15 protein-coding genes, 2 tRNA genes and 1 pseudogene are annotated in these 24,225 nt (G+C 30.4%); 4 read left to right on the top strand and 14 right to left on the bottom strand.

Going from position 1 to position 24,225, the window contains the following annotated elements:
• Window positions 1-183 precede the first annotated feature (183 nt).
• The 11 genes and pseudogenes from SPJ17_RS00595 to SPJ17_RS00645 form a co-directional block, all read right to left on the bottom strand.
• Window positions 184-768, bottom strand: coding sequence for a hypothetical protein (locus SPJ17_RS00595; protein WP_321091723.1), 585 nt, complete (start codon window positions 766-768; stop codon window positions 184-186).
• Between the two features lie 111 nt (window positions 769-879).
• A pseudogene (locus SPJ17_RS00600) lies at window positions 880-1,809 on the bottom strand (nucleotidyl transferase AbiEii/AbiGii toxin family protein).
• Window position 1,810: 1 nt separating this feature from the next.
• Window positions 1,811-2,548 (bottom strand): hypothetical protein, encoded by a 738-nt coding sequence (locus SPJ17_RS00605; protein WP_321091726.1) that lies wholly within the window; start codon window positions 2,546-2,548, stop codon window positions 1,811-1,813.
• A gap of 307 nt (window positions 2,549-2,855) precedes the next feature.
• On the bottom strand, window positions 2,856-3,641 hold the full coding sequence (locus SPJ17_RS00610) for an FxLYD domain-containing protein (RefSeq protein WP_321091728.1): 786 nt from the start codon (window positions 3,639-3,641) through the stop codon (window positions 2,856-2,858).
• Window positions 3,642-3,645: 4 nt separating this feature from the next.
• Entirely contained in the window at window positions 3,646-3,918 is a 273-nt protein-coding gene (locus SPJ17_RS00615) for a hypothetical protein (protein ID WP_321091730.1), read from the bottom strand.
• A gap of 330 nt (window positions 3,919-4,248) precedes the next feature.
• Entirely contained in the window at window positions 4,249-5,508 is a 1,260-nt protein-coding gene (locus tag SPJ17_RS00620; RefSeq protein WP_321091732.1) for a diaminopimelate decarboxylase, read from the bottom strand.
• Window positions 5,509-5,512: 4 nt separating this feature from the next.
• A complete protein-coding gene (locus SPJ17_RS00625; protein WP_321091735.1) occupies window positions 5,513-6,940 on the bottom strand; it encodes a glutamate synthase subunit beta in 1,428 nt (475 codons plus the stop codon).
• Window positions 6,937-11,412 (bottom strand): glutamate synthase large subunit, encoded by a 4,476-nt coding sequence (gene gltB / locus SPJ17_RS00630; protein WP_321091737.1) that lies wholly within the window; start codon window positions 11,410-11,412, stop codon window positions 6,937-6,939. The genes SPJ17_RS00625 and gltB overlap by 4 nt, the downstream gene beginning before the upstream one ends.
• A complete protein-coding gene (locus SPJ17_RS00635; RefSeq protein WP_321091739.1) occupies window positions 11,413-13,029 on the bottom strand; it encodes a CTP synthase in 1,617 nt (538 codons plus the stop codon).
• Between the two features lie 13 nt (window positions 13,030-13,042).
• Window positions 13,043-14,227 (bottom strand): LL-diaminopimelate aminotransferase, encoded by a 1,185-nt coding sequence (locus SPJ17_RS00640; protein ID WP_321091742.1) that lies wholly within the window; start codon window positions 14,225-14,227, stop codon window positions 13,043-13,045.
• Complete coding sequence (locus SPJ17_RS00645; RefSeq protein WP_321091744.1) at window positions 14,205-14,807, bottom strand: ANTAR domain-containing protein; 603 nt, start codon at window positions 14,805-14,807, stop codon at window positions 14,205-14,207. The genes SPJ17_RS00640 and SPJ17_RS00645 overlap by 23 nt, the downstream gene beginning before the upstream one ends.
• A 339-nt stretch (window positions 14,808-15,146) precedes the next feature.
• On the opposite strand from SPJ17_RS00645, the gene SPJ17_RS00650 reads away from it, so the two are divergent.
• The 4 genes from SPJ17_RS00650 (at window position 15,147) to purF (ending at window position 22,101) form a co-directional block, all read left to right on the top strand.
• Complete coding sequence (locus SPJ17_RS00650; RefSeq protein WP_321091747.1) at window positions 15,147-17,231, top strand: glutamine synthetase III; 2,085 nt, start codon at window positions 15,147-15,149, stop codon at window positions 17,229-17,231.
• A 21-nt stretch (window positions 17,232-17,252) separates the two neighbouring features.
• Window positions 17,253-19,025, top strand: coding sequence for an ammonium transporter family protein (locus SPJ17_RS00655; RefSeq protein WP_321091749.1), 1,773 nt, complete (start codon window positions 17,253-17,255; stop codon window positions 19,023-19,025).
• A 62-nt stretch (window positions 19,026-19,087) separates the two neighbouring features.
• Window positions 19,088-20,668, top strand: coding sequence for an asparagine synthase B (gene asnB, locus SPJ17_RS00660; RefSeq protein ID WP_321091751.1), 1,581 nt, complete (start codon window positions 19,088-19,090; stop codon window positions 20,666-20,668).
• Between the two features lie 11 nt (window positions 20,669-20,679).
• Window positions 20,680-22,101, top strand: coding sequence for an amidophosphoribosyltransferase (gene purF / locus SPJ17_RS00665; protein WP_321091753.1), 1,422 nt, complete (start codon window positions 20,680-20,682; stop codon window positions 22,099-22,101).
• Window positions 22,102-22,291: 190 nt separating this feature from the next.
• Here the strand turns inward: purF and SPJ17_RS00670 are convergent, their stop codons facing one another.
• The 3 genes from SPJ17_RS00670 to SPJ17_RS00680 form a co-directional block, all read right to left on the bottom strand.
• Window positions 22,292-23,671: an ATP-binding protein gene (locus tag SPJ17_RS00670; protein ID WP_321091755.1), complete on the bottom strand. Its 1,380-nt coding sequence runs from the start codon at window positions 23,669-23,671 to the stop codon at window positions 22,292-22,294.
• 322 nt (window positions 23,672-23,993) lie between these two features.
• A tRNA-Glu gene (locus SPJ17_RS00675) sits at window positions 23,994-24,069 on the bottom strand.
• An 18-nt stretch (window positions 24,070-24,087) separates the two neighbouring features.
• Window positions 24,088-24,164, bottom strand: a tRNA-Asn gene (locus SPJ17_RS00680).
• Between the last annotated feature and the right edge of the window lie 61 nt (window positions 24,165-24,225).

Genomic DNA, 24,225 nt, shown 5'->3' on the forward strand with positions numbered 1-24,225 from the left:
TGTTAATATTATGATCAAATATTCCAAAAATAATATTATCTTTTTTGTTGACTGACTCAAGTAAATTATTCTTTATTTGAACTTCATTCGAAAGCATAGGATCAGAATAATTATCTGTTGAATTTATTTTGTTTATAAAATATATATATTCATCAATATTTTTCAATTTCTTTATCATACAATTTATACTTTATTTTTTATATATTTTTTTAATAAATGCAATGTTTTAGAAGGATATAAATCACATAATTCAATTAGTTTACTTTTATCCAATTCATCAAATATAACTTCATCTATTCTTAAATCTTCAAATAATAAATCTAACAATTCTTTTTTGTTATTCCTTGGAGATATTATAGATAACATATCAAGTAATGCTTTTTCTTTTGATGCAATCATCACTTTGGTTCCATCTATTTCAATTTCATTAATATCATATGGATAAGCATTTGAATTAATATCTTGATATAAAAAAAGTCCAAAAGCATTCTTGTACTCCTTTTTCTTATTTTTCTTAAACGAAGCTGATTTAATAGCATATACCCTTTCAGGAATCATACCATAATAAGCTAAAGCTGTTTCAAAGGAAATATATGATGGAGATAATAAAACATTAGCTATTGTAAATGGATCTGCATCTTTATTAGTTTCGTAAAGACCTCTTTTTAGCTTAATTAAGTTATTATTTTTCTCTTCAACTGCAATTTTGTTATAAATATTAGAATATTCTCTATATTCATATAAAAGCATATCAATAGTCTTAATCATAAAAATTCCCTCCTTTTACTACTATTATACAGTAGTTTTTGGAGGAAATCAATGAATTATTAAGATGGTAAACCATAGGCATCATTAGAGGAACCCCTAATGCTTAAAAAATCATTTGCAACGCCATTTTGCCATAGGATGATCAATAATATTTTCAGATATTTCATTATCAAATAACAATTCTGGTTTATATATTTTTTGTGTAAATAGTTCAATAAATTCTTTTTCCGATTCATTTACAGTGAATAATTTTTTTAAATATTCAATTACTATTTCTTTTGCATTATCTAATTCAAAATTATCTTTTTTAGATAATACTGGTATTAATTGTCTTTTTATTTTATTAAAATCAATTTTAAAGATATTATTGTAATCTAAATTTATAATATTTTGATTACCACCAATCATATTATAAAATATCGTACATTTTCTTAATAAATCTATATTGCTAATAATATTAGAATCTATCATCTTATACACATCATACAAGTCTCTTGGTGTAGAACGAGATATTAAAGCATTGATTTTACTAGAGAAAAGTTCAATTTTGTTAAGCGTTAAAACCTCGAAGTTTTCATCAATAAATTCACATTTAATCTTTTTTCTTTAAAAAGGTAATATATGACATCTATCTATATAGTTTATTTCTATTTTAATATTATCTCTATTACCACTATTATTAATATAAGAAAATTCAAAAGAGCTTAACGCGAAATGCTCCCTAATATTTGAGGTTAAAGAATAATCATTTTTTTTCATATGATTAACTATATCACTTGAAAAACCTGATTTTACTTTTTCTACTTCTTCTTTAGAAAGATTTTCAGAAAAATCCAAATCTATATCAACTGATAATCTTGGCATATTAAAAAACAATAAATTTATAGCAGTGCCACCTTTTAATACAAATTTATCTTTATATTTAGATTCATAATTAATATACTTAAGTATTTCAGTTAACCTTAATACCTTTTCAATATTATCTTTAATAAAGTTTGTTTTTAATGATAATTCATTAAGATATTGTTTAGAAAACTTCATATTATAATCCTTCCCTCAATTTATTTCTTAAATTTCTTGGAGCAATTACCTTCCACTTAGCATTATATTCAACATTATTATAATCATCATTTAAAAAATACTTTACTTGATTCGTTAGATGTTCTTGTAAATGGTCAAAAAAAGAAGCGCTTAATTTTAAATAATCATTATATTGTTCAAAAATATATCCAACTTTTTGATATAAAATCACTTTATTATAATTAGCCAAAATATTCATTATTTTGTTTTCACTTAAACCTTTTATATTTTCTAATGCATTTAATACTTCTTCGATACCACCAGCTAAATCTATATCATCTATACAATCAATTAATGTTCTCTCGATAGATGTTACTTTTATTTTTTCGTTAATTAAATTATTAATCTCAAATTGATGATTAGTTTGTTTACAAAAATAATTAATACCATCAAACTCAAAATGATTAAACCTGGTTATACTGCCAACAACCAATTCATTAAAAACCTGGTTAGCTAAACCATAATATTCTAAAGCAGAGTGATAGCATAAAAAAGCTGAATCAGAAATTTTACATGCAATTTCATATTTAGTAGCATTTATATTTTTCATTGAATCAACAGTTACATATAAACCATTATGGATTTTTTTTATAACTCCATTTTTAATTTTTGTTCTTAACCAATTATCAAATTGTGTCTTATCTTTAAAATTATCAATTATATCTTTTTTAGAAAAACAATATGGAATATATTCCAACATATATATCACCTTCATTAACTATTTTAACACAAATGTGTCATATTGCAACACTTTTGCGTGCATTAAGTTAATATCATTCTTTATCTATTTTAAAAATTTGCATAAATATATCCTATATTTTAAATTAAGCATCTTTGCAAAGAATAATTCAGATGGTGAACCATTCGAGGAAGCATCCCCCCTTACGATATTAAGCCTTTTTCTTTAAAGTAGTTCGGATACATAGCACCTATGTTACGACATTTACTTGATTCTTCTAGGAAAAAACAAATCCCGATAGCTTATAATGCTTTCAGGATTATTATTTTTAAAAACTAAAATCTATATTAAATTGAGTTGGATAGGCATAGATTTCATATCTAGCTACATCAGATGGTTTCACTTCTCTATATGCAAATGGTGAGCATGTAAATCCTATCTTATCAAAAGCATTTAAATCATTATCTAGAATAGTGAAACAATTACAAATGAGTTTGTCATTTGAATCAAATAGATTTGCAGCAACATACACTAATGTTCCTTTTTTAGATGTTTTATTCTCTATTCTTCCCATTACCTTAACACCACTTAAGCTATCTTCAGTAATTGAAACATCACTAATATCATATCGAATTACTTCATTAGAAGATTTATGAATATCAACATGAGGTACTACTTTAATTCCTGTTGTATCAAAGGAAGCACTAGTCTCATCATAATAATATGCTGTTTCACCTGGTTTAATATAATCCGGATAAGCATTTATCATGGATATAGTTTTTAACAAACTTCCAGTTGATGATTCAATATCAGCGGACATATCACCTAGATAAATGTCTACATCTCCAGTATTCTTTACTGGAACAGCAATTTTTACCCAAGAACTGCCAATACTATTCGTCCAAGAATCAATTGTAGCAACACCTACTTCATACTTCATTTCTTTTTTAGTTGAAGGTATGGATGGAGTAGTATCTTCTGTTTTTGATGGTTTAGTTGTAGCTGTATCCGTAGTCTTTTGGGTAGTGAGACTACTACCCTCACTGAATAAATCACATGATGCTAATGCAAATGTTGAGGCAAGCATCAATCCTAGAATAATTTTTTTCTTCATTTCTTTAATCCTCTACTTTCTTTTTAAATTCATTTACTCTTTTTAAAATTTCTTCTAAGTCTTTAATTTTTGATTCTGTTTTAGATATTGCTTTATCTAAAACTTCAACCTTATGGATTGCATAATTATCCATTTCTTTTTTAATTTCCGGATAATTATAGCCACAATCCTTAAACATCTTTGCAAGTATAAACTGTTCAACCTCATCATCCGTATATTCATAGCTTATACCTACTACTATTTTGTTTTTTCTTTTAATACAAGTCTTTTGCAGCATTATGATTTGTCTCCTACTTAATCCTGTGACCTTCTCTAGTGTTTTTTCATTCATATCCCTTCTTAATTTGATAATAAACTTGTTCGCCCCGAACAGGCAATACCAAATTTTTAATTCCTTTCCACTAGAGAAATTGTTTTTTGTGCGAGCATAAAAACACCTAAAACAAAAAGAGTTTTCTAGCTAAAAAGACTAGAAAACTATTAATCAAACTATGGTATTATTTCTTTTGAGCTAATCTTGTTAACCCCCTGGATATCTTGAAGATTCCTATAAAATAATACCACTAACGCATTATATATTTTTGGTTTTAGGTAAAGTTATATGTTTTTAATTTTTGTTAAATTCTTTAAAATCCAATGTTGCAAAATAATCACTTGGTTCTTCTTTTCTTCTTATAAGCTTTACAGTATTATCTTCTTTTAATAATAATTCAGCAGATCTTAATTTACCATTGTAATTATATCCCATTGAAAAGCCATGAGCTCCTGTATCATGAATAACAATATAATCACCAATATCAATTTTAGGAAGCATTCTATCTATTGCGAATTTATCATTATTTTCACATAAACCACCTGTTATGTCATATTTATGATCACATTTTTCATTTTCCTTACCAAGTACAGTTATATGATGATATGCACCATACATTGCAGGCCTCATTAGATTTGCAGCACATGCATCTAATCCTATATATTCCTTATATATATGCTTTTCATGTATTGCTTTAGCAACTAAATGACCAAATGGGGCTAAGATGAATCTACCTAGCTCAGTAAAGATTTTTACATCATTCATACCATTTGGAACTAGTATTTCCTCAAATGCTTTTCTTACGCCCTCACCAATTATTTCAATATCATTTCTTGGTTCTTCTGGCTTATAATCTACACCAACACCACCGGATAAATTAATAAATGAAATATGGCAATTACAATCCTTTTTTAATTCAACAGCTAAATTAAATAATATTGCAGCAAGCTTTGGATAATATCCATTATCCTTAGTATTCGATGCTAAAAAGGCATGAATACCAAAATGCTTAACACCATAGGATTTTAGCTTTAGGATTGCCTCTTTCATTTGTGCTTTAGTCATTCCATATTTGGCATCCTTAGGTGTATCCATTATTTCATTATTTAATGTGAAATCTCCCCCTGGATTATATCTTAAGCACATTGTAAGAGCAAAAGGGGCTATTTCTTTGAAATAATCAATATGAGTAATATCATCAAAATTAATATAGGCATTTAGCTTTCTAGCTAACATGAAATCTTCTTTTGGAGTAACATTTGATGAAAACATAATTTCATCCGATTTAAATCCAACTATATCAGATAGCATTAATTCTGTTAAGGATGAGCAATCAACACCACAGCCTTCCTCTTTTAATATTTTTAAAATATATGGATTGGGTGTTGCTTTTACAGCAAAATATTCCTTATAACCTTTATTCCAAGAAAAAGCCTTTTTTAATCTTCTAACATTTTCTCTTATTCCCTTTTCATCATAAATATGAAAAGGAGTAGGATATGTTTTCGTTATTTCTTCAATTAATTCTTTAGTTACAAATGCTTTCTTTTCCATAAAACTACCTGTACTTTTCTATAATTTTATTCGCACAATCCATACCATCTTTAATTGCAACTACAACGAGGGATTGACCATTTTTCATATCGCCACAAACATAAATATTATCATCATAATTAAAATCATGAAGAGGAATTCTATTTCTATTTGTTATCATATTATATTCTTTGGCATCACAATCGCTAGTCCCTAAAAAGCCCATTGCGATTATTAAATAATCACAATCGAAATATTCTTTAGTATCAGGAATATCTACAATTTTACCATTTTCAAATTTTACCTTTTTACTTTTTACACCAACAATATGATTATGATCATCCTTAATAACCTCATCTATTGTAGTTTCATATTTTCTGATATCTTTTCCATAAATTGTATTACATTCAAAAACACCATAATCTGTTTTCTTTTTATTAGGATAATTCGGCCAAGGTAATGTATTATTCTGTGGAGGTTCTTTTGTTATTTCAAGTTCAGTTACGGATTTAGCTTGCTCTCTTACTGCAGTACCACAACAGTCATTTGCAGTATCTCCACCACCTACTATAATCACATTTTTATCTTTTAAATTGTATTTAAAATCTTTTTCTTCTAATAAATCCTTTGTGGTTTGCTTAAGGAAATCTAATGCATATAAAATACCATCTGCATCGCATCCTTTACAAACTAATGGTCTTGGAGCTGATGTACCACAGGCAAATACTATATCGTCAAAGGATGATTGAAGCTTTGATGTAGATAAATCCTTACCTATTTTCGTATTTTTAATAAATACTATACCTTCTTCCTTTAATAAATTAATTCTTCTTTCAATGATATGCTTTTCCAATTTCATGTTGGGAATTCCATACATTAATAAGCCACCAAATCGATCACTTTTTTCATAAACCGTAACAGAAAAACCATTATCATTTAGCTTTTTAGCACAGGATAAGCCTGATGGGCCTGAACCAATTACTGCAACTCTTTTACCATTTCTTTTTATATTTTTATTAGGCTTAATCCAGCCATTTTTATAGGCTTCTTCAATTAAAAATAATTCATTGGCTTTAATTCCTACTGCATCATCATGAATTGAGCATGAGCAGCATGCTTCACAAAGAGCAGGACATACATTACCTGTAAATTCAGGAAATGGGGCAGTCATTTCTAATCTTTTATAAGCTTCTTCATATAAGCCTAAATAGATTAAATGATTCCATTCGGGAATTAGATTCGATAATGGGCATCCAACATTTCTATTATTCACCTTCATGGCAGATTGACAAAATGGAACGCCACAATTCATGCAGCGTGAAGCCTGTTGTCGTTGTATATTTAAATCAAAAAAAATATGGAAGTCGTTAAAATTTTTAATTCTTTCTTCAACTTTTATTTCATCCTTATTTAGCCTTTTAAATTCCATAAAACCTGTTGGCTTTCCCATCATCTTTCCTCCATTAATTTATTAAATGCATCTAATTCAGGATTTGTTGATCCTTGCTTCTTGAATTCTGAAATGAATTCCATTATTTTTGCATAATCATTAGGTAAAACCTTAATAAAATCATTCTTATTAAAGTTCTTTAAAATATCTTTAACATATTTAGAATTCGTATGATGAATATGATTCTTTAAAATTTCTTTTAATTTATTTTCATCCTCATCATTTAAATCTAAGATAGAAACCAATTCATCATTGATATATTTTTTATTATTTTGTCCATAGATGTATGCAACACCACCAGACATACCTGCCGCAAAGTTTTTCCCAATTTGGCCTAAAATTACAGCTACACCACCTGTCATATATTCGCATCCATGCTGACCACAGCCTAATGCTACTACCCTCGCGCCTGAATTTCTTACTGCAAATCTTTCTCCGGCAATACCTTCTAAATAGCATTCACCAGATGTTGCACCATAAAGAGCAACATTACCACAAATAATGTTGTTTTCAGGCTTAAATGTTGCTTTATCTGTAGGCATTACGGATAAAATACCACCACATAAGGATTTACCGAAATAATCGTTTGCATCACCATAAACATGAATAGTTACACCTTTAGTTAATAAACAACCAAATGAATTTCCAGCATTTCCATATGCGTTAATAATAATTGAATTATCCTTTAATCCTTTATCTTGATGTATTTTCGTTATTTCATTCGATAGCATTGTACCAAAGGAACGATTTACATTTGAGATTTCTAAATCAATTCTTTTACTTAAACCACCTAATATTGCATCCTTACATAAAGGTAATAAAACTCTATAATCTGATGTATTCGATAAATCATTTGCTTTATAAGCCTTAAATATACTTTCTTTATTCACAACATCTCTATTAAATAACATTTTTCTAGAATCAATTTTATTTTTAAATTCATCCTTTAAGGATAATAATTCCGTATGACCAACCATTTCATCAATAGTTCTAAAGCCTAATAATGCCATATATTCTCTTAATTCTGATGCGATAAATTTCATGAAATTCATTACATATTCAGGCTTGCCTTTAAATCTAGCTCTTAATTTTTCATCCTGAGTTGCAACACCTACAGGACAAGTATTTAGATTACATACTCTCATCATTATACAGCCCATAGCGATTAATGGTCCTGTCGCAAATCCGAATTCTTCTGCACCTAAAAGGATAGCGATAGCTAAATCTTTACCCGTCAAAAGCTTACCATCCGTTTCTAGTCTTACTCTATCTCTTAAGCCATTCATTACTAATGTTTGATGTGTTTCAGCAAGGCCGATTTCCCAAGGAATACCTGCATTATAGATGGATGTTCTAGGTGCTGCACCTGTACCACCATCATAGCCTGAAATTAATATTGTATTCGCACCAGCCTTTACAACACCAGCAGCGATTGTACCAACTCCTGATTCAGATACTAATTTAACGGATATTCTTGCGCGTCTATTTGCATTCTTTAAATCAAATATCAATTGCGCTAAATCCTCAATCGAATAAATATCATGATGAGGTGGTGGTGATATTAAGGATACACCTGGAGTTGAATTTCTTGCTTTTGCAATCCATGGGAATACCTTAGCACCAGGAAGCTGTCCACCCTCACCAGGCTTTGCACCCTGTGCCATTTTAATTTGTATCTCAATTGCATTTGTTAAATATTCAATAGTAACACCAAATCTACCTGATGCAACCTGTTTGATTGCACTACACTTAGAATCACCATTATCTAATTTGAAATATCTTTCTCTTTCTTCTCCGCCCTCACCAGTATTTGATTTCGCATGAAGTCTATTCATAGCTATTGCCATACATTCATGTGCTTCTTTAGATATTGAACCATAGGACATAGCGCCAGTTTTAAATCTTTTTACAATGGAATCTACGGATTCAACCTCGTCAATTGAAATTGCATTTGTATATTTTAAATCAAATGTATTTCTAATATTAATAACCTTTTTATCTATTAATTTAGTAAATTCTTTATATTCATCATATCTACCATTTTGACAAGCATATTGTAGATGCATTATAGCAAGCGGATCATATATATGCTCCATTTGATTCTTTCTAAAGCCGTGTAATCCAATGGATTCTAATGTATCCGATTTCGTTTCTAAAGCTTTATTATAAACTTTAATCGTATTCTCTTCTATTTCTTTTAATCCAATTCCACCAATGGATGATGGTGTATTCGTGAAATATTTTGATACTAGATCATCATTTAATCCTAAGCATTCAAAAATTTGAGCACCATTATAGGATTGAATTGTTGAAATACCCATCTTTGCCATGATTTTTAATATAGAATGAATAACACCATTAATATAATTATCGATAGATTTTTCTAAATCTAATGTTATATATCCTCTTTTTGTATATAATTCGATTGTTTCATATACTAAATATGGATAAATCGCATTGACACCAAATCCAATTAATGTTGCGTAATGATGAACATCTCTAGGCTCAGCGGATTCTAAGACTAAAGATACACGTGTTCTTCTTGATGTTTTCGTTAGATGCTGATGAATAGCACTTGATACTAATAAGGATGGTATTGGAATACCCTTTTGATTTCTATCGGATAAAATTAGAATTGAAGCACCTGAATCAATTTTTAAATCACATTCTCTAAATATTCTATTTAGTGCATCTTCCATTGATTCATTCTTATAATCATATGTTATGGACACTATTTCATCCTTAATACCATATTTATATGCATTTCTAATCTTATAAAATTCTTCCTTTTTCAATAATGGAGTATTAATTTTAATTCTAAAAGCATTATTTTCTGTTGGATTTAATAGATTTCCTTCAGAGCCTAAATAGTTGATAGTAGACATTACAATTTCTTCTCTAATTGAATCAATTGGGGGATTCGTCACTTGAGCAAATCTCTGTTTAAAGAATTGGAATAAATTAAATTCTTTATTCATTAATACAGCTAAAGGCATATCATTACCCATGGATACAACCTTTTCTGTCCCGTTTGTCGCAAATGGAATAATGCTTTCCATTAATTCATCGTATGTATATCCAACCTTCTTTTCTAAAAGATCAATATCATAATCCGCTTTTATTTCTTTTTCATTTTTAAGCTTTTCTAATCTTATTATTTTTTCATTCCATTTTTTATATGGATATTTCGTTGAATATTCCTTTTTTATAATATCATTCGATATTATTTCTCCTTTTTCTGTATCAACTAATAATATTTTACCTGGCTCTAATCTCTTCTTTTCTACTATATTCGCCTCATCGATTGGAAGAGAACCAGTCTCAGAAAATAATACTAAATAATTATCCTTAGTAATATAGTATCTTGATGGTCTTAAGCCATTTCTATCTAGGGAAGCACCTACCTTAACACCATCTGAAAATATAATGGATGCGGGGCCATCCCATGGCTCTTGAAATGTTGAATTAAATTCATAAAATGCCTTTAAATCTGGGTCCATTTCATTATCCTTTTCCCAGGGTTCTGGTATCATCATCATAATCGTTTCTTCTAGACTTCTACCATTTAAATACATAAATTCTAAGAAATTATCAAACATAGCTGAATCTGATGATTCCTTTGGAATAATAGGAACTATTTTATTTAAATCATCACCAAAATATTCGGATTTAAATAATCCTTCTCTCGCTTTAACCATATTCACATTTCCACGAATTGTGTTTATTTCACCATTATGGCATAAAAATCTATTTGGATGAGCTCTATCCCATGATGGGAATGTGTTCGTCGAGAATCTAGAGTGAACTAATGCGATGGCTGATTCAACCTTTGTATCTAATAAATCTAAAAAGAAATTTCTAACCTGTGTAGATACAAGCATTCCTTTATAAACTATTGTTCTTGATGAAAAAGAACAAAAATATAATCTAGAATTATTTTTAATTGCCATTTTTTCAATTACTCTTCTTGCTAAATATAATTTTCTTTCAAATGGCAATCCTCTTTCCGTATTTTCTGGTCTTTTTACAAATACTTGAGCTATATAAGGCATTGCAGCTAATGCTGTTTTTCCTATATCTTTTGTATCTACTGGTACCTTTCTATAGCCTAATATTTCTAAATTTTCATTTTTTAATCCTTCATTAATTAATTCAATTTCTTCCCATCTTAATGTTTCATTTTTGGATAAGAACAATTGACCAACGGCATAATCATATTCATCAGGCAAATCAAAGCTTAATATTTCATTTTTAAAGAATTTATGAGGTATTTGAAATAATATACCAGCACCATCACCTGAATTATCTTCGGCACCTGTACCACCTCTATGCTCAAGATGAATCAATATATCAAGCGCATCTTTAATTGTTTTATGAGTTCTTATACCTTTAATTTGAGCTATTGCTCCAATACCGCAAGCATCATGCTCGTAGCTTGGATCATATAAGCCTTGTTTATTAGGGTAATCTTGCATCTAAATCGCCTCGCTTTTTTTAATTGCGGCTTCAATAAAATCTCTAAATAATGGATGAGGTCTTTGAGGCCTTGATAAGAATTCAGGATGGAATTGACATCCTACATACCAAGGATGGTTTTTCAATTCAACAATTTCCACTAAATTCCCTTGTAAATTTTTACCTGAAATAATTAAATCCTTATTCAATACTTCTAAGAATTTATTATTAAATTCATATCTATGTCTATGTCTTTCTTTAATATCTTCCTTTTGATATGCTTTAAAAGCTTTTGTTTTATTATCTAAAATATGGCAGTCATATAAGCCTAATCTTAATGTTCCACCTACATTAATACCGTCATATTGGTTTTCTAAATAATCTATAATATTATGCTTCGTTGTTTTATCAAATTCACCTGAATTTGCATCTATATATCCGATTACATTTCTTGCATATTCAATACAAATTAGTTGCATCCCTAAGCAAATACCAAATAGTGGAATATTGTTTAATCTTGCATATTTTATTGCCTCAAGCATTCCTTCTATTCCTCTATCACCAAATCCACCAGGAACTATAATTCCATCTAAATTCGCAAGCTTTTGTGATACATTACCTTCAGTAATTAGGCTTGAATCAATATAATCAATTACAATTTTTTTATAAAAATAATATCCTGCAGCCTTTAGTGCTTCAGCAACGGATAAATATGCATCATGTAGGCTTACATATTTACCTACTAATCCGATTTTTATTTCACCATTTAATTTCTCTATTCTTTCAATTAATTGATACCATTCCGTCATGCAAGCTTCTTTAGCATTTAATTTGAAATGTTCTAAGATGATATCATCAATTTTTTGTTCATGTAAGCTTTTAGCTACGTTATAAATGATTTTTTGATCTAATGCTTCTATTACGTTTTTCTTATCTACATCGCAAAATAATGCGATTTTTTCTTTATGTGAATCCGATAGAGGAACTTCGGTTCTTAAAATAATAATATCTGGTTGTATACCTATTTTTCTTAATTCCATTACGGAGTGCTGCGTAGGCTTAGTTTTTACCTCGTCAGCAACCTTTAAATATGGAACTAATGTATTATGAATATATAATGTATTTTCATAACCAAAGTCTCTTCTCGCCTGTCGAATAGCCTCTAAAAATGGTAAGGATTCAATATCTCCAACTGTACCACCAATTTCAGTTATAACTATATCGGCATTCGATTCCAAAGCAGCCTTTTTTAATTTATCCTTTATTTCATTTGTTATATGAGGAATTACCTGTACTGTACCACCTGCATATTCTCCTTTTCTTTCCTTTGAAATTACATTTGAATAAATTTTACCAGTAGTTATATTTGAATTTTGAGATAAGCTTTCATCAATAAATCTCTCATAATGACCCAAATCCAAATCCGTTTCAGCACCATCATCTGTAACAAATACTTCACCATGCTGATATGGTGACATTGTACCTGGGTCCATATTGATATATGGATCGAATTTTTGCATAAAAATTTTTAAGCCTCTATTTTTTAATATTCTTCCAATTGAAGATGCTGCAATACCTTTTCCAAGGCTTGATACAACTCCACCTGTAACAAATATAAATTTGGTCTTTTTAGCCATACAATGCCTCCGATTACAACACTTTTTTTAGTCTTTCAATTGCTTCTTTTGTCTTTTCGTGAGTATTGAAAGATGTAATTCTAAAATATCCTTCACCAAATGTACCAAAACCCGCTCCAGGCGTTCCAACTACATTTGCATTTTCTAATAAATAATCAAAGAAATCCCATGATTTCATTCCATTTGGACACTTGAACCAAATATATGGTGAATTCTTACCTCCTGTATAATAGATACCCTTTTCATCAAATAAATTGGATAATAATTTAGCATTTTCCATATAATAATTAATATTATTTTTGCATTCTAAAATGCCTTCGTCACTAAGTGCTGCCTCTGCAGCTCTTTGAACTGGATAAGAAACACCATTGAATTTTGTTGCTTGACGTCTTTCCCATAATTTATTTATTTTATGATTTTCACTTTCTAATTCGATTGGAATAATTGTCCATCCGCATCTTAGACCTGTAAATCCTGCTTGCTTAGAAAATGAACAAATTTCAATTGCACAATCCTTCGCACCATTTATTTCGTATATTGAATGAGGATATTTATCATCATCAATAAAAGCTTCATATGCTGAATCATAAATGATTAATGATCCATTCTTGTTAGCAAAATCAACCCATTTTTTTAATTCCTCTTGATTATATAGACTACCTGTCGGATTATTCGGTGAGCATAAATAAATAATACTAGATTCCTTCATATTATCCTTAGGTAGTGGTAAGAAATTGTTGTTCTCACTTCCAACCATATAGTATATTTCTCTTCCACTCATTCGATTGGAATCTAAATAAACTGGATATACAGGATTAGGAATATAAATCGGATTATCTCCAAAGATATCCACTATATTTCCTAAATCAGATTTCGCACCATCAGAAATAAAAACACTATTTAAATCTAAATCTACATGAAATCTTTTATAATACTTCAAGATTGCTTCCTTTAAAAAATTATATCCATATTCTGGTGGATAGCCCCTAAATGTTTCCTTCTTTCCCATTTCACAAGATGCATTGATTAATGCTTCAATAACATTCTTACCTAAGGGTAAGGTAACATCGCCAATTCCAAGCTTAATAATATCTCTATTGGGATTATATTCCTTATATTTTGCTACTCTTTTATTAATTTCTGAAAACAAATAATTTTCAGATAATTGATCAAAATTAGAATTTAATTTTATGTTCATAAACTATATTCTCCTTTTCCAATAAATACTTAACAATAAGCTCTAAGCAAGCATCATAGAGTGAAACTCTTTGGTTCATTGCCATCATTTCAACATATTTATGAGCTTCATCCTCAAACATTTTTTCATATACCACTAGAATTGTCTTTGCAAACTCTAATGCTCTTATTTTTTCATAATCCAAAGTCTTCTTCTTTTTTATGCTTCCATATAAGGCTATTTTTAATACCTCCAAGAACTTATTTATGCTTATTGGTCTTCTTATCGTAATAAATCCTTTATCACAGTTAAGATAGAATGGTTCATACTTAAAATATGCATCAATAATCATCACAACAGATACTTCCTTATACTCTAGGGCTAATAAATAATCCATTTCCTCTTTCGTATAAACAGTTTTATTTATAATGATTACATTTGTTCTCTTTTCATCCAATATAGATTTAATTTCATAGATAGAATCTATAGTGGAGCTTAAAACTCCTTTAAGCGGCAACAATGAGATGATAGAATACATATTCTTTTTGAAATTATTTAAATCCGATAATATAGTTATATGAATTTTATCCATGCTTTTCATAAAATGCCACTTCCTTCTATGTGAATTTAAAACAAGAAATCAGCAAAATTCGAAATATAATTTGAAAAAATGCCATTTTCTTATCAAATATACAAAGAGTTTATCATCATTTCTTTAAATTATCAATATAGAAATTTCATTTTTTTAACTTTTTTTTGAATTTTGTTCGTGTATAAAATCTAATTTTGTATAGTTTTTGAATCAAAAACGCATTAATTGCAAAATTTTATTCAAAAACAAATTGACAATAGAATTTTAGAGGTTTATAATGGGTGCATAAAGGCAAGGAGGCCAAGGTATTGAGGCCCTCTTGCCCTTTTTATTTTTTAGGAGGTTTATATGAAACAAGTTACAGATTACTTTGGCTGTCGCGTTTTTAGCGACAAAGTAATGAAATCAAAATTGTCTTCGGATGTATATAAAAAATTAAAGAGGACAATTAACGAAGGCAGTGAATTAGACATTAGCGTTGCAAATTCTGTTGCGCAAGCAATGAAGGAATGGGCAATTGAAAACGGAGCCACACATTACACACATTGGTTCCAGCCTATGACTGGTTCTACTGCAGAAAAGCATGATTCCTTCATCTCTCCAGAGGAAGATGGATCGATCATTATGGAATTTAAGGGCAAGGAATTAATTAAGGGAGAGCCTGATGCATCATCCTTCCCATCGGGAGGCTTAAGAGCTACATGTGAGGCTAGAGGATATACCGCATGGGATCCAACATCTTATGCATTTATTAAGGATAAATGCTTATGCATTCCAACGGCATTCTGCTCTTATGGTGGTGAGGCACTAGACAAAAAGACTCCATTATTAAAGTCTATGCAGGCTTTGAATAAGCAAGCATTAAGAGTATTAAAGTTATTTGGAGTAAGTGCTACTTCTGTAAAAACAACGGTAGGGCCTGAGCAAGAATATTTCCTAATTGATAAGGAAGTATACGAAAAGCGTAAGGATTTAATTTATACAGGTAGAACCTTATTTGGGGCAATGGCACCAAAGGGGCAGGAGCTTGATGATCATTATTTTGGTTCTATCAAGCCTAGAATTCAAGCTTTCATGAATGATTTAAATCAAGAATTATGGGAATTAGGTATTCTTGCGAAAACTGAGCACAATGAGGTAGCGCCAGCACAGCATGAATTAGCTCCAATATTTGCGACAACAAATATTGCTGCAGACCACAATCAAATTACTATGGAAACAATGCAAAGAATTGCAAAAAAGCATAATCTTGTTTGCTTATTACATGAAAAGCCATTTAAAGGTGTTAATGGTTCTGGTAAGCACAATAACTGGTCATTATCTACGAATACTGGAATAAACTTACTAGAGCCTGGTGATACTCCAAGTGAGAATGCACAATTCTTATTATTCTTAGTATCTGTTATTAAAGCCGTTGATGAATATCAGGATTTATTAAGAATCTCTGTTGCAAGTGCTTCAAACGACTTCCGTTTAGGTGCAAATGAGGCACCTCCTGCAATCATTTCCATCTTCTTAGGTTCTGATTTACAGGCGGTCATTGATTCTATAGAATCTGGAAGTCCTTTAAAAACAAATGGAAAGACATTCCTAAAGATTGGGGCAGATGTATTACCTCCTCTACCAAAGGATACAACAGATAGAAATAGAACATCTCCTTTTGCATTCACTGGTAATAAATTTGAATTTAGAGCATTAGGCTCATCGGATTCCATTTCTTGCGCAAATATTATGCTAAATACTGCAGTTGCGGAGGAATTAAAGCAATTTGCGGATCGATTAGAGAAGGCTAAAGACTTTAATCAGGAGTTACATGATCTAATTCGAGAAACCATTGTGAATCATAAGAGAATTATCTTTAATGGCAATGGGTATGATGATTCTTGGGTAAAAGAAGCTAAAGAAAGAGGCTTATTGAATTTAAAATCAACACCTGAAGCATTACAATATTATCTTCATGAGAAAAATATTAATTTATTTACATCTCATGACATTTATACTTTAAATGAAATTCATGCAAGATATGAAATAGGACAGGAGCATTATTCAAAAATTGTAAACATTGAAGCATTAACATGCTTAGATATGCTAAATAAGGATTATTTACCTGCCATTTCAAATTACACTAAAAAATTAGCTGAATCCTTATCTATAAAGAAATCTATTGGTGTAAATACTACATATGAGCTTGAGCTATTAATTAAAATTTCCAATGGACTTCAGAATGCATATGATACAAAAATTAATCTTGAAAAGGTATTAGAGCATACAAAATCTATTGAAGATTGTACTGAACTTTCTATGTATTACATGGAAAAAGTTCTTCCTCTAATGGAAGAGGCTAGAGATATCATTGATTCTATTGAAGTAGATATGGATAGAAAGGATTGGCCAGTGCCATCCTATGGTGATTTGCTATATAGCGTAAAATAATAATTTTTGGAGGGATTATTTATGTGGGATTATCAGATTTGGAAACTCATTGCTATTGCTTTGATCTTCTTTATGCAAGCGGGCTTTGCAATGTGTGAGGCTGGTTTTACAAGAGCAAAAAACACAGGTAACATTACCATGAAAAACCTAATGGATTTTTGCTTGGGTACAATCACATTCATATTAATTGGTGGGCCAATTCTATGTGCAGAAAATGCAATTGCAGGTGGGCTGTTTGGAGATATTGGTCAAGTCTATAAAGGAATGTTTGGCGAAGGCGCTTCATGGGCCGGATGGACCGATTTCATTTTTAATTTAGTATTCTGTGCTACTACTGCTACTATCGTTTCTGGGGCAATGGCAGAACGAACAAATTTTAAAGCCTATTGTATTTATTCTATGATTATTTCTGCTATTGTATATCCAGTAGAAGCTTATTGGAACTGGGGAGCGGGAAATAATGGATGGCTTCAACAGCTTGCTATAAATTGGGGACTAATGAATGGAACTGCGCAAGGATTTATCGATTTATCCGGTTCTTGTTCGATTCACATGGTTGGAGGTTTAACCGCTTTAATTGGTGCATGGATGGTTGGACCAAGAATTGGAAAATATGTTAAGGATGAAAACGGAAAAATTATAAAAATTAATGCAATTCAAGGACATAATGTATTAATGGGTGCTCTTGGTGTATTCATTCTATGGTTTGGTTGGTATGGCTTCAATCCAGCAGCATGTACATCCTGGGATGGATATGAGGGCATGGGTCAGGTATTTATGACAACAACAATTGCTGCATCACTATCAACGGTTACCGTAATGATGATAACTTGGATTAGAAATGGAAAGCCAGATGTTTCTATGACACTAAATGGCTCATTAGCCGGCTTAGTTGCTGTTACTGCAGGCTGCTCAAGAGTTGATATTATTGGTTCTATTTCTATTGGTATTGTTGCAGGCTTTATATTAACGTTTGGTGTTGAATTTTTCGATAAGGTTTGTCACATTGACGACCCTGTTGGTGCATGCTCTGTACACTTCCTAAATGGAGTTTGGGGAACCTTTGCATGTGGATTATTCTCAACAAATACAGGATTATTCTATGGTCATGGCTTCGCTCAGCTTGGAATTCAAACCATTGGTATCCTAGCTGTATGTGCTTGGACTGCCGCATGGGCATTCTTAATCTTTGGTGTAATGAAGCTAATCAAAAGACATGATGGTGTAACTCCATTCCTAAGAGCTACACCTGAGGAAGAAATTAGAGGATTAGATTTAACCGAGCATGGATTAGTAACTGCCTATGCAGGATTCCAAATGGCTCCTCAATCCTTTGATTATGGAGATGCAGTATTACAAGTCACAGGGGATGTACCGGCATCTGAGGCAATAAAAGTTGAAACTATACCTCAAGTAGATGTCATTAAGCCTGGAGATAAAATTATTACAAAAATTGAAATCATTTGTAAGGAAAGAATGTTTGAAGCTCTTAAAAATGAACTCATGAGTATTGGTATTACAGGTATGACCGTATCTCATGTTATGGGTTGCGGTATCCAAAAGGGCGCTCCAGAATATTATCGTGGAATAAAAATTGAACCAACCCTATTACCAAAGATTCAAGTCGATATCGTAGTTGCAAATATACCTGCATCAAAGGTTATTGAATCTGCAAGAAAGGTATTATATACCGGTCATATCGGCGATGGTAAAATCTTTGTATATAACTGTTTGGATGTTGTTAAGGTTAGAACTGGTGAAACTGGTCCTGATGCCTTATTAGATGTTGAATAAAAAGAATTAAGTGTGCCCTATTCTATAGGCACACTTAACTGTTTTATAAAAGGAGTATTATTATGTGTTCTATAATGGGATATTTAGGAAAAATGCCTATTCTGGCATTTAAGGAGGGATTCGATAAAACAATATCTAGGGGTCCTGATATGTCTAAAATAATAACAATTGATGATTGCTATTTAGGATTCCATAGGCTTGCAATTATGGAATTATCTGAAATTGGTATGCAGCCATTTCATCTAGACGATACATATTTGGTTTGTAATGGAGAAATCTACGAATTCAAAAAAATTAAGGATAATCTAATAAAAAAAGGATATACCTTCAAAAGCAATTCCGATTGCGAGGTTCTTCTTCCGTTATATAAGGAATATGGAATAGATTTCTTGTCCATGTTAGATGCTGAATTTGCTTTAATCCTTTATGATGCAAATACAAAAGAAATCATTGCTGCAAGGGATCCTATTGGAATTAGACCATTGTATTATGGATATGATTCCTTTGGGAAAATTATCTTTGCATCTGAGCCAAAAAACCTAATTCGTCTAACAGAAAAAATCTACCCCTTCCCTCCAGGATATTATTATAAAAATGGAGAGTTTGTTTGCTATAATGATGTAACAAAAGTAAGCACAATTCTTAATGATTCTTTAGATACTATATGTAAAAATATCCATGACAAATTAATAAAGGGTGTAGAAAAAAGATTAGATGCAGATGCAAAAATAGGATTCCTATTATCTGGTGGACTAGATTCTTCTTTGGTTTGTGCTATATCTCAAAAGCTATTAAATAAAAAAATAGAAACCTTTGCAATTGGAATGGATATTGATGCAATTGACTTGAAATACGCAAAAAAAGTCGCAGATTTTATTGGTTCAAATCACCACGAAATCCTTATGACAAAGGAGGATATATTCGATTCCTTAGATTTTGTTATAAAATCATTAGCCACCTATGATATTACAACGATACGTGCTTCTATTGGTATGTATCTAATATGTAAAAAAATTCATGAAACTACGGATATTAGAGTCTTATTAACCGGCGAAATATCGGATGAATTATTTGGCTATAAATATACAGATTACGCACCAAATGCTATGGAATTTCAAAAGGAAGCAATCAAAAGAATACATGAAATTCATATGTATGATGTATTAAGGGCTGATCGATGTATTTCCGTAAACTCGCTTGAGGCAAGAGTACCCTTTGGAGACTTAGATTTTGTTAAATATGTTATGGCTATTGACCCTGAATTAAAATTAAATAAATATAATATGGGAAAATACCTATTAAGACATGCCTTTGAAGAGGATAATATATTACCCAAGGATATACTATTAAGAGATAAAGCCGCATTTTCGGATGCTGTAGGCCATTCTATGGTAGATTATTTAAAGGAATTTGCAAACAAATACTACACAGATGAAGAATTTATAGCACTATCTAATAAATATTATCATGCAAAGCCTTTCACAAAGGAATCCTTATTATATAGAGAAATCTTTGAAAAATACTATCCAAACCAAAGCCAAATGGTAAAGGATTTTTGGATGCCAAATAAAAACTGGGAGGGATGTAATGTAAATGATCCTTCTGCTAGAGTTTTAAAGAATTATGGTAATAGTGGAAAATAGAGGTTTATTATATGTTTAATTCAATACATGAGGAATGTGGAGTTTTTGGAATATTTGAGCCAAAGCCTAAAATGGTTGGGGATATAACCTATTTAGGCTTATTTGCATTACAGCATAGAGGCCAAGAGGCATGTGGAATTGCTGTATGCGATGATGGCATTATGAGATACCATAAAGGAATTGGTTTAGTTGGCGAGGTTTTTAATAAAGAAAGCCTAACAAGTCTTGGAATGGGAAATATATCTGTGGGTCATGTAAGGTATTCTACTACTGGCGTAAATAACACGAACAATATTCAGCCATTAATTGTAAATCATATAAAAGGAAATCTAGCTATAGTGCATAATGGTAATTTAACAAATGCACAGGAATTAAGGCATAAATTTGAGCTTGAAGGTGCTATCTTTAGAGCAACCTCAGACACAGAGGATATTGCTTATCAAATTGTAAAGGAACGATTAAAAACAAAATCTATCGAAGAAGCTATAAAAAATGCAATGAAGGAGATTAAAGGTGCCTATTCTTGTGTTGCTATGTCCTCGCAAAAGCTTATCGCTTTTCGTGACATAAATGGCTTTAGACCACTCATCCTAGGTAAAACAAATACGGGAGGATATATTGTTGCTAGTGAATCTAGTGCCATTGATGCTGTTAATGGTACTATAATAAGAGATATTAAACCAGGAGAAATTCTAACCATTTCAAAAGAGGGAATTCAATCGGATTTTCTTCCAAACGCCTCTTCTTCTTTATGTATTTTTGAATTCATTTATTTTGCAAGACCGGACTCAATTATTGAAGGTACGTCCGTTCATAAAGCAAGATTAAATGCAGGAAAAATACTAGCTAAGGAATCTCCTGTTGATGCAGATATTGTCATTGGTGTACCTGATTCAGGAATTGATGCTGCAATTGGATATTCCCAAGAATCTAAGATTCCATATGGTGTTGGGTTTGTGAAAAATAAATACATGGGTAGAAGTTTTATTAAGCCAACACAGGAAGAAAGAAATATTACTGTAAAAATAAAGTTAAATGTAATCAAAGAAACAATAGAAAATAAAAGAGTAATCTTAATCGATGACTCCATTGTAAGAGGTACGACAAGTGCCCATATTATTAAATTATTAAAAGATAATGGTGCAAAAGAGGTTCATTTAAGAATATCCGCACCACCATTTAAGCACCCTTGTTATTTTGGAACAGATATTGATTCAGAAGAAAACCTAATTGCATGTAAATATAAATCAATAGATGAAATAGCTAAAGTAATTGGAGCGGATTCATTAGCATATCTATCCTTAGATGGAGCTCATAATCTTGCAGAGAATTCCAAATGTCATTTTTGCGATGGATGCTTTTCAGGCAAATATCCAATAGATGTGCCAAAGGAATCCTATAAAAATAAATTTGAAGAAAAGATAAACAAATAATATAAAAAGGAAATCTACCACCCAATTTTTGGAAGGGATTGATTTCCTTTTTTTCAAAATCTTTAAAACGATTGGTTTTTTACCAACCTACAAATAACCTCAAAGTTTAGAGAGTCCCTTTTGTAAGGTACAACATAACACCTTATTCAATTTCTTTAAATCCTAAGGCTTCTAAAACGATTTTCATATATTATTTCTCCATACTAGTTTTGAATAATTCACTACCATCAATTAATTCATATTCATCTGAATTAAAATCAAAGCCATTGACACTAATAAATCCAATATTATTTACTTTTATTCCTTTTATATTCTTGATTTGAAGGAATTCATTTTTCAATGTTGCGATATCAAATGCCTTTTTCAAATACTTCACTTCATATATATCAAAACCATTAGATGTTTCAATTGCAACATCAAATTCACCATTTTGTTTGCTAACTGAATCATCATAATAATATGTGCCAATATTTCTAATTCCTTTTAAATTACCATTTTTCACTTTCAATGAAAAATAAGTTCTACATACATCTTCAAATCTATGAGAGACATATGTATTAAGGGAATTCTTAATAAACTCATCATAAAAGGCATTTGAACCTAATATTTCTAAATTACTTTTGTAGGTATAAACATATGTATAAAAAAATCTAATTGCGTTATCCTTAATTTCATAAAACGATTTTTTTGAATCATTTGGCTTATTAATCGGGAATACTTTACTTACTAGTTTTAATTCAATTAGTGATTTTAATGGTACATTAATTTTACCTGTTTTTTCTTTATCCAATAAGCTCTCTAGTTCACTATACTTCTTTTTAGAATTACCTAATGTACTTATAATTCTTTTAGCTTGAATCTTATTTGAAGAATCACTTAATAATAGATTATCTGCATAATTATATACATTATTACTATTTTTCAAGAATGTATTTATAATATTATCCTTTAAACTTATTTTTGGATTAATAGATTCATTTATATATGGGCTTCCACCAAAAACGCTATAAAATGCGACCTTATCATATGGGGTTAAATCATTATAATAATATGTTGATGCTTCTAAATAATTGAATTCTTCTATTAATAATGTTTCTTTAAATCTACCAAATAATGCATTACCTCCTTTTAATATTTCATTCATTATTTTCATGGAAGATCCAGATATAATCAAATTTAAATTTTTTATGTGATTATCGATTACATTTTGAAACATACTATCAATATAGGAAGGATTATTAAGTGATTTAAAATATGGATATTCATCTATAACTACTACATATTTTTTATTTAATGAATCTAAAAAAGAAAAAACATCAATAAAATCTTTAAATGAAATATAAGAAGGTACACCCACTCCTTGCTTAATCATAGTTTCCTTAAAAGATTCAATATTCTTTTCAATTGTATCTTCTAAGCATTCAAAATAAATAGAATCATATTCTTTTATAGCTTCCTTTATTAGAGTAGTTTTACCAACTCTTCTTTTTCCGTATATTAAAATAGCTTTATTGTTTTCGTTAAATATACTTTTTATTAGATTAATTTCCTTTTTTCTACCATAAAACATAGCATCACCATCTTTGCCGATTTTTATCGCTGATTTTTTTATCACTGATTTTTTTGTCAGTATTATTATAGCAAAAAGAAGTTAATTGTGCAACATTTATAAATAATAAAGATGAAAGATAGTTTTATTCATACTAATATCCTACAGTTACTACTTGAATTCAGTAGTTTTTGGAGGAAATCTATACGAATGTTTAAAAATTAAAGCCTCGGATTACTCTGAGACTTGAAATGTTCGATTTTTATGGAGTTCAACTCCAAATTTTTCTTTAATCAGTAAAAAATAAAAGCCTCAGAATTAACTGAGACTTGAATTATTAAGATGGTGACCCGTACGGGGTTCGAACCCATAAATGCATGCGTGAAAGGCATGTGTGTTAACCGTTTCACCAACGGGCCATATATAAATCACCAAAATGGCGCCCACTGAGAGACTTGAACTCACGACCCCCTGATTAACAGTCAGGTGCTCTAACCAACTGAGCTAAGTAGGCATAAGTTTAAATCAAAGAGAGAGCCTGGCAGCTTCCTACTCTCGCACGATCGAACGTACTA

It is taken from the genome of Anaeroplasma sp. (assembly GCF_034179385.1).
Taxonomy (GTDB): domain Bacteria; phylum Bacillota_I; class Bacilli_A; order Acholeplasmatales; family Anaeroplasmataceae; genus Anaeroplasma.

Coding starts and splice junctions, on each gene's coding strand:
- SPJ17_RS00595 (WP_321091723.1), bottom strand. CDS start 768: ATGATTAAGACTATTGATATGCTTTTATATGAATATAGAGAATATTCT.
- SPJ17_RS00605 (WP_321091726.1), bottom strand. CDS start 2,548: ATGTTGGAATATATTCCATATTGTTTTTCTAAAAAAGATATAATTGAT.
- SPJ17_RS00610 (WP_321091728.1), bottom strand. CDS start 3,641: ATGAAGAAAAAAATTATTCTAGGATTGATGCTTGCCTCAACATTTGCA.
- SPJ17_RS00615 (WP_321091730.1), bottom strand. CDS start 3,918: ATGCTGCAAAAGACTTGTATTAAAAGAAAAAACAAAATAGTAGTAGGT.
- SPJ17_RS00620 (WP_321091732.1), bottom strand. CDS start 5,508: ATGGAAAAGAAAGCATTTGTAACTAAAGAATTAATTGAAGAAATAACG.
- SPJ17_RS00625 (WP_321091735.1), bottom strand. CDS start 6,940: ATGATGGGAAAGCCAACAGGTTTTATGGAATTTAAAAGGCTAAATAAG.
- gltB (WP_321091737.1), bottom strand. CDS start 11,412: ATGCAAGATTACCCTAATAAACAAGGCTTATATGATCCAAGCTACGAG.
- SPJ17_RS00635 (WP_321091739.1), bottom strand. CDS start 13,029: ATGGCTAAAAAGACCAAATTTATATTTGTTACAGGTGGAGTTGTATCA.
- SPJ17_RS00640 (WP_321091742.1), bottom strand. CDS start 14,227: ATGAACATAAAATTAAATTCTAATTTTGATCAATTATCTGAAAATTAT.
- SPJ17_RS00645 (WP_321091744.1), bottom strand. CDS start 14,807: ATGAAAAGCATGGATAAAATTCATATAACTATATTATCGGATTTAAAT.
- SPJ17_RS00650 (WP_321091747.1), top strand. CDS start 15,147: ATGAAACAAGTTACAGATTACTTTGGCTGTCGCGTTTTTAGCGACAAA.
- SPJ17_RS00655 (WP_321091749.1), top strand. CDS start 17,253: ATGTGGGATTATCAGATTTGGAAACTCATTGCTATTGCTTTGATCTTC.
- asnB (WP_321091751.1), top strand. CDS start 19,088: ATGTGTTCTATAATGGGATATTTAGGAAAAATGCCTATTCTGGCATTT.
- purF (WP_321091753.1), top strand. CDS start 20,680: ATGTTTAATTCAATACATGAGGAATGTGGAGTTTTTGGAATATTTGAG.
- SPJ17_RS00670 (WP_321091755.1), bottom strand. CDS start 23,671: ATGTTTTATGGTAGAAAAAAGGAAATTAATCTAATAAAAAGTATATTT.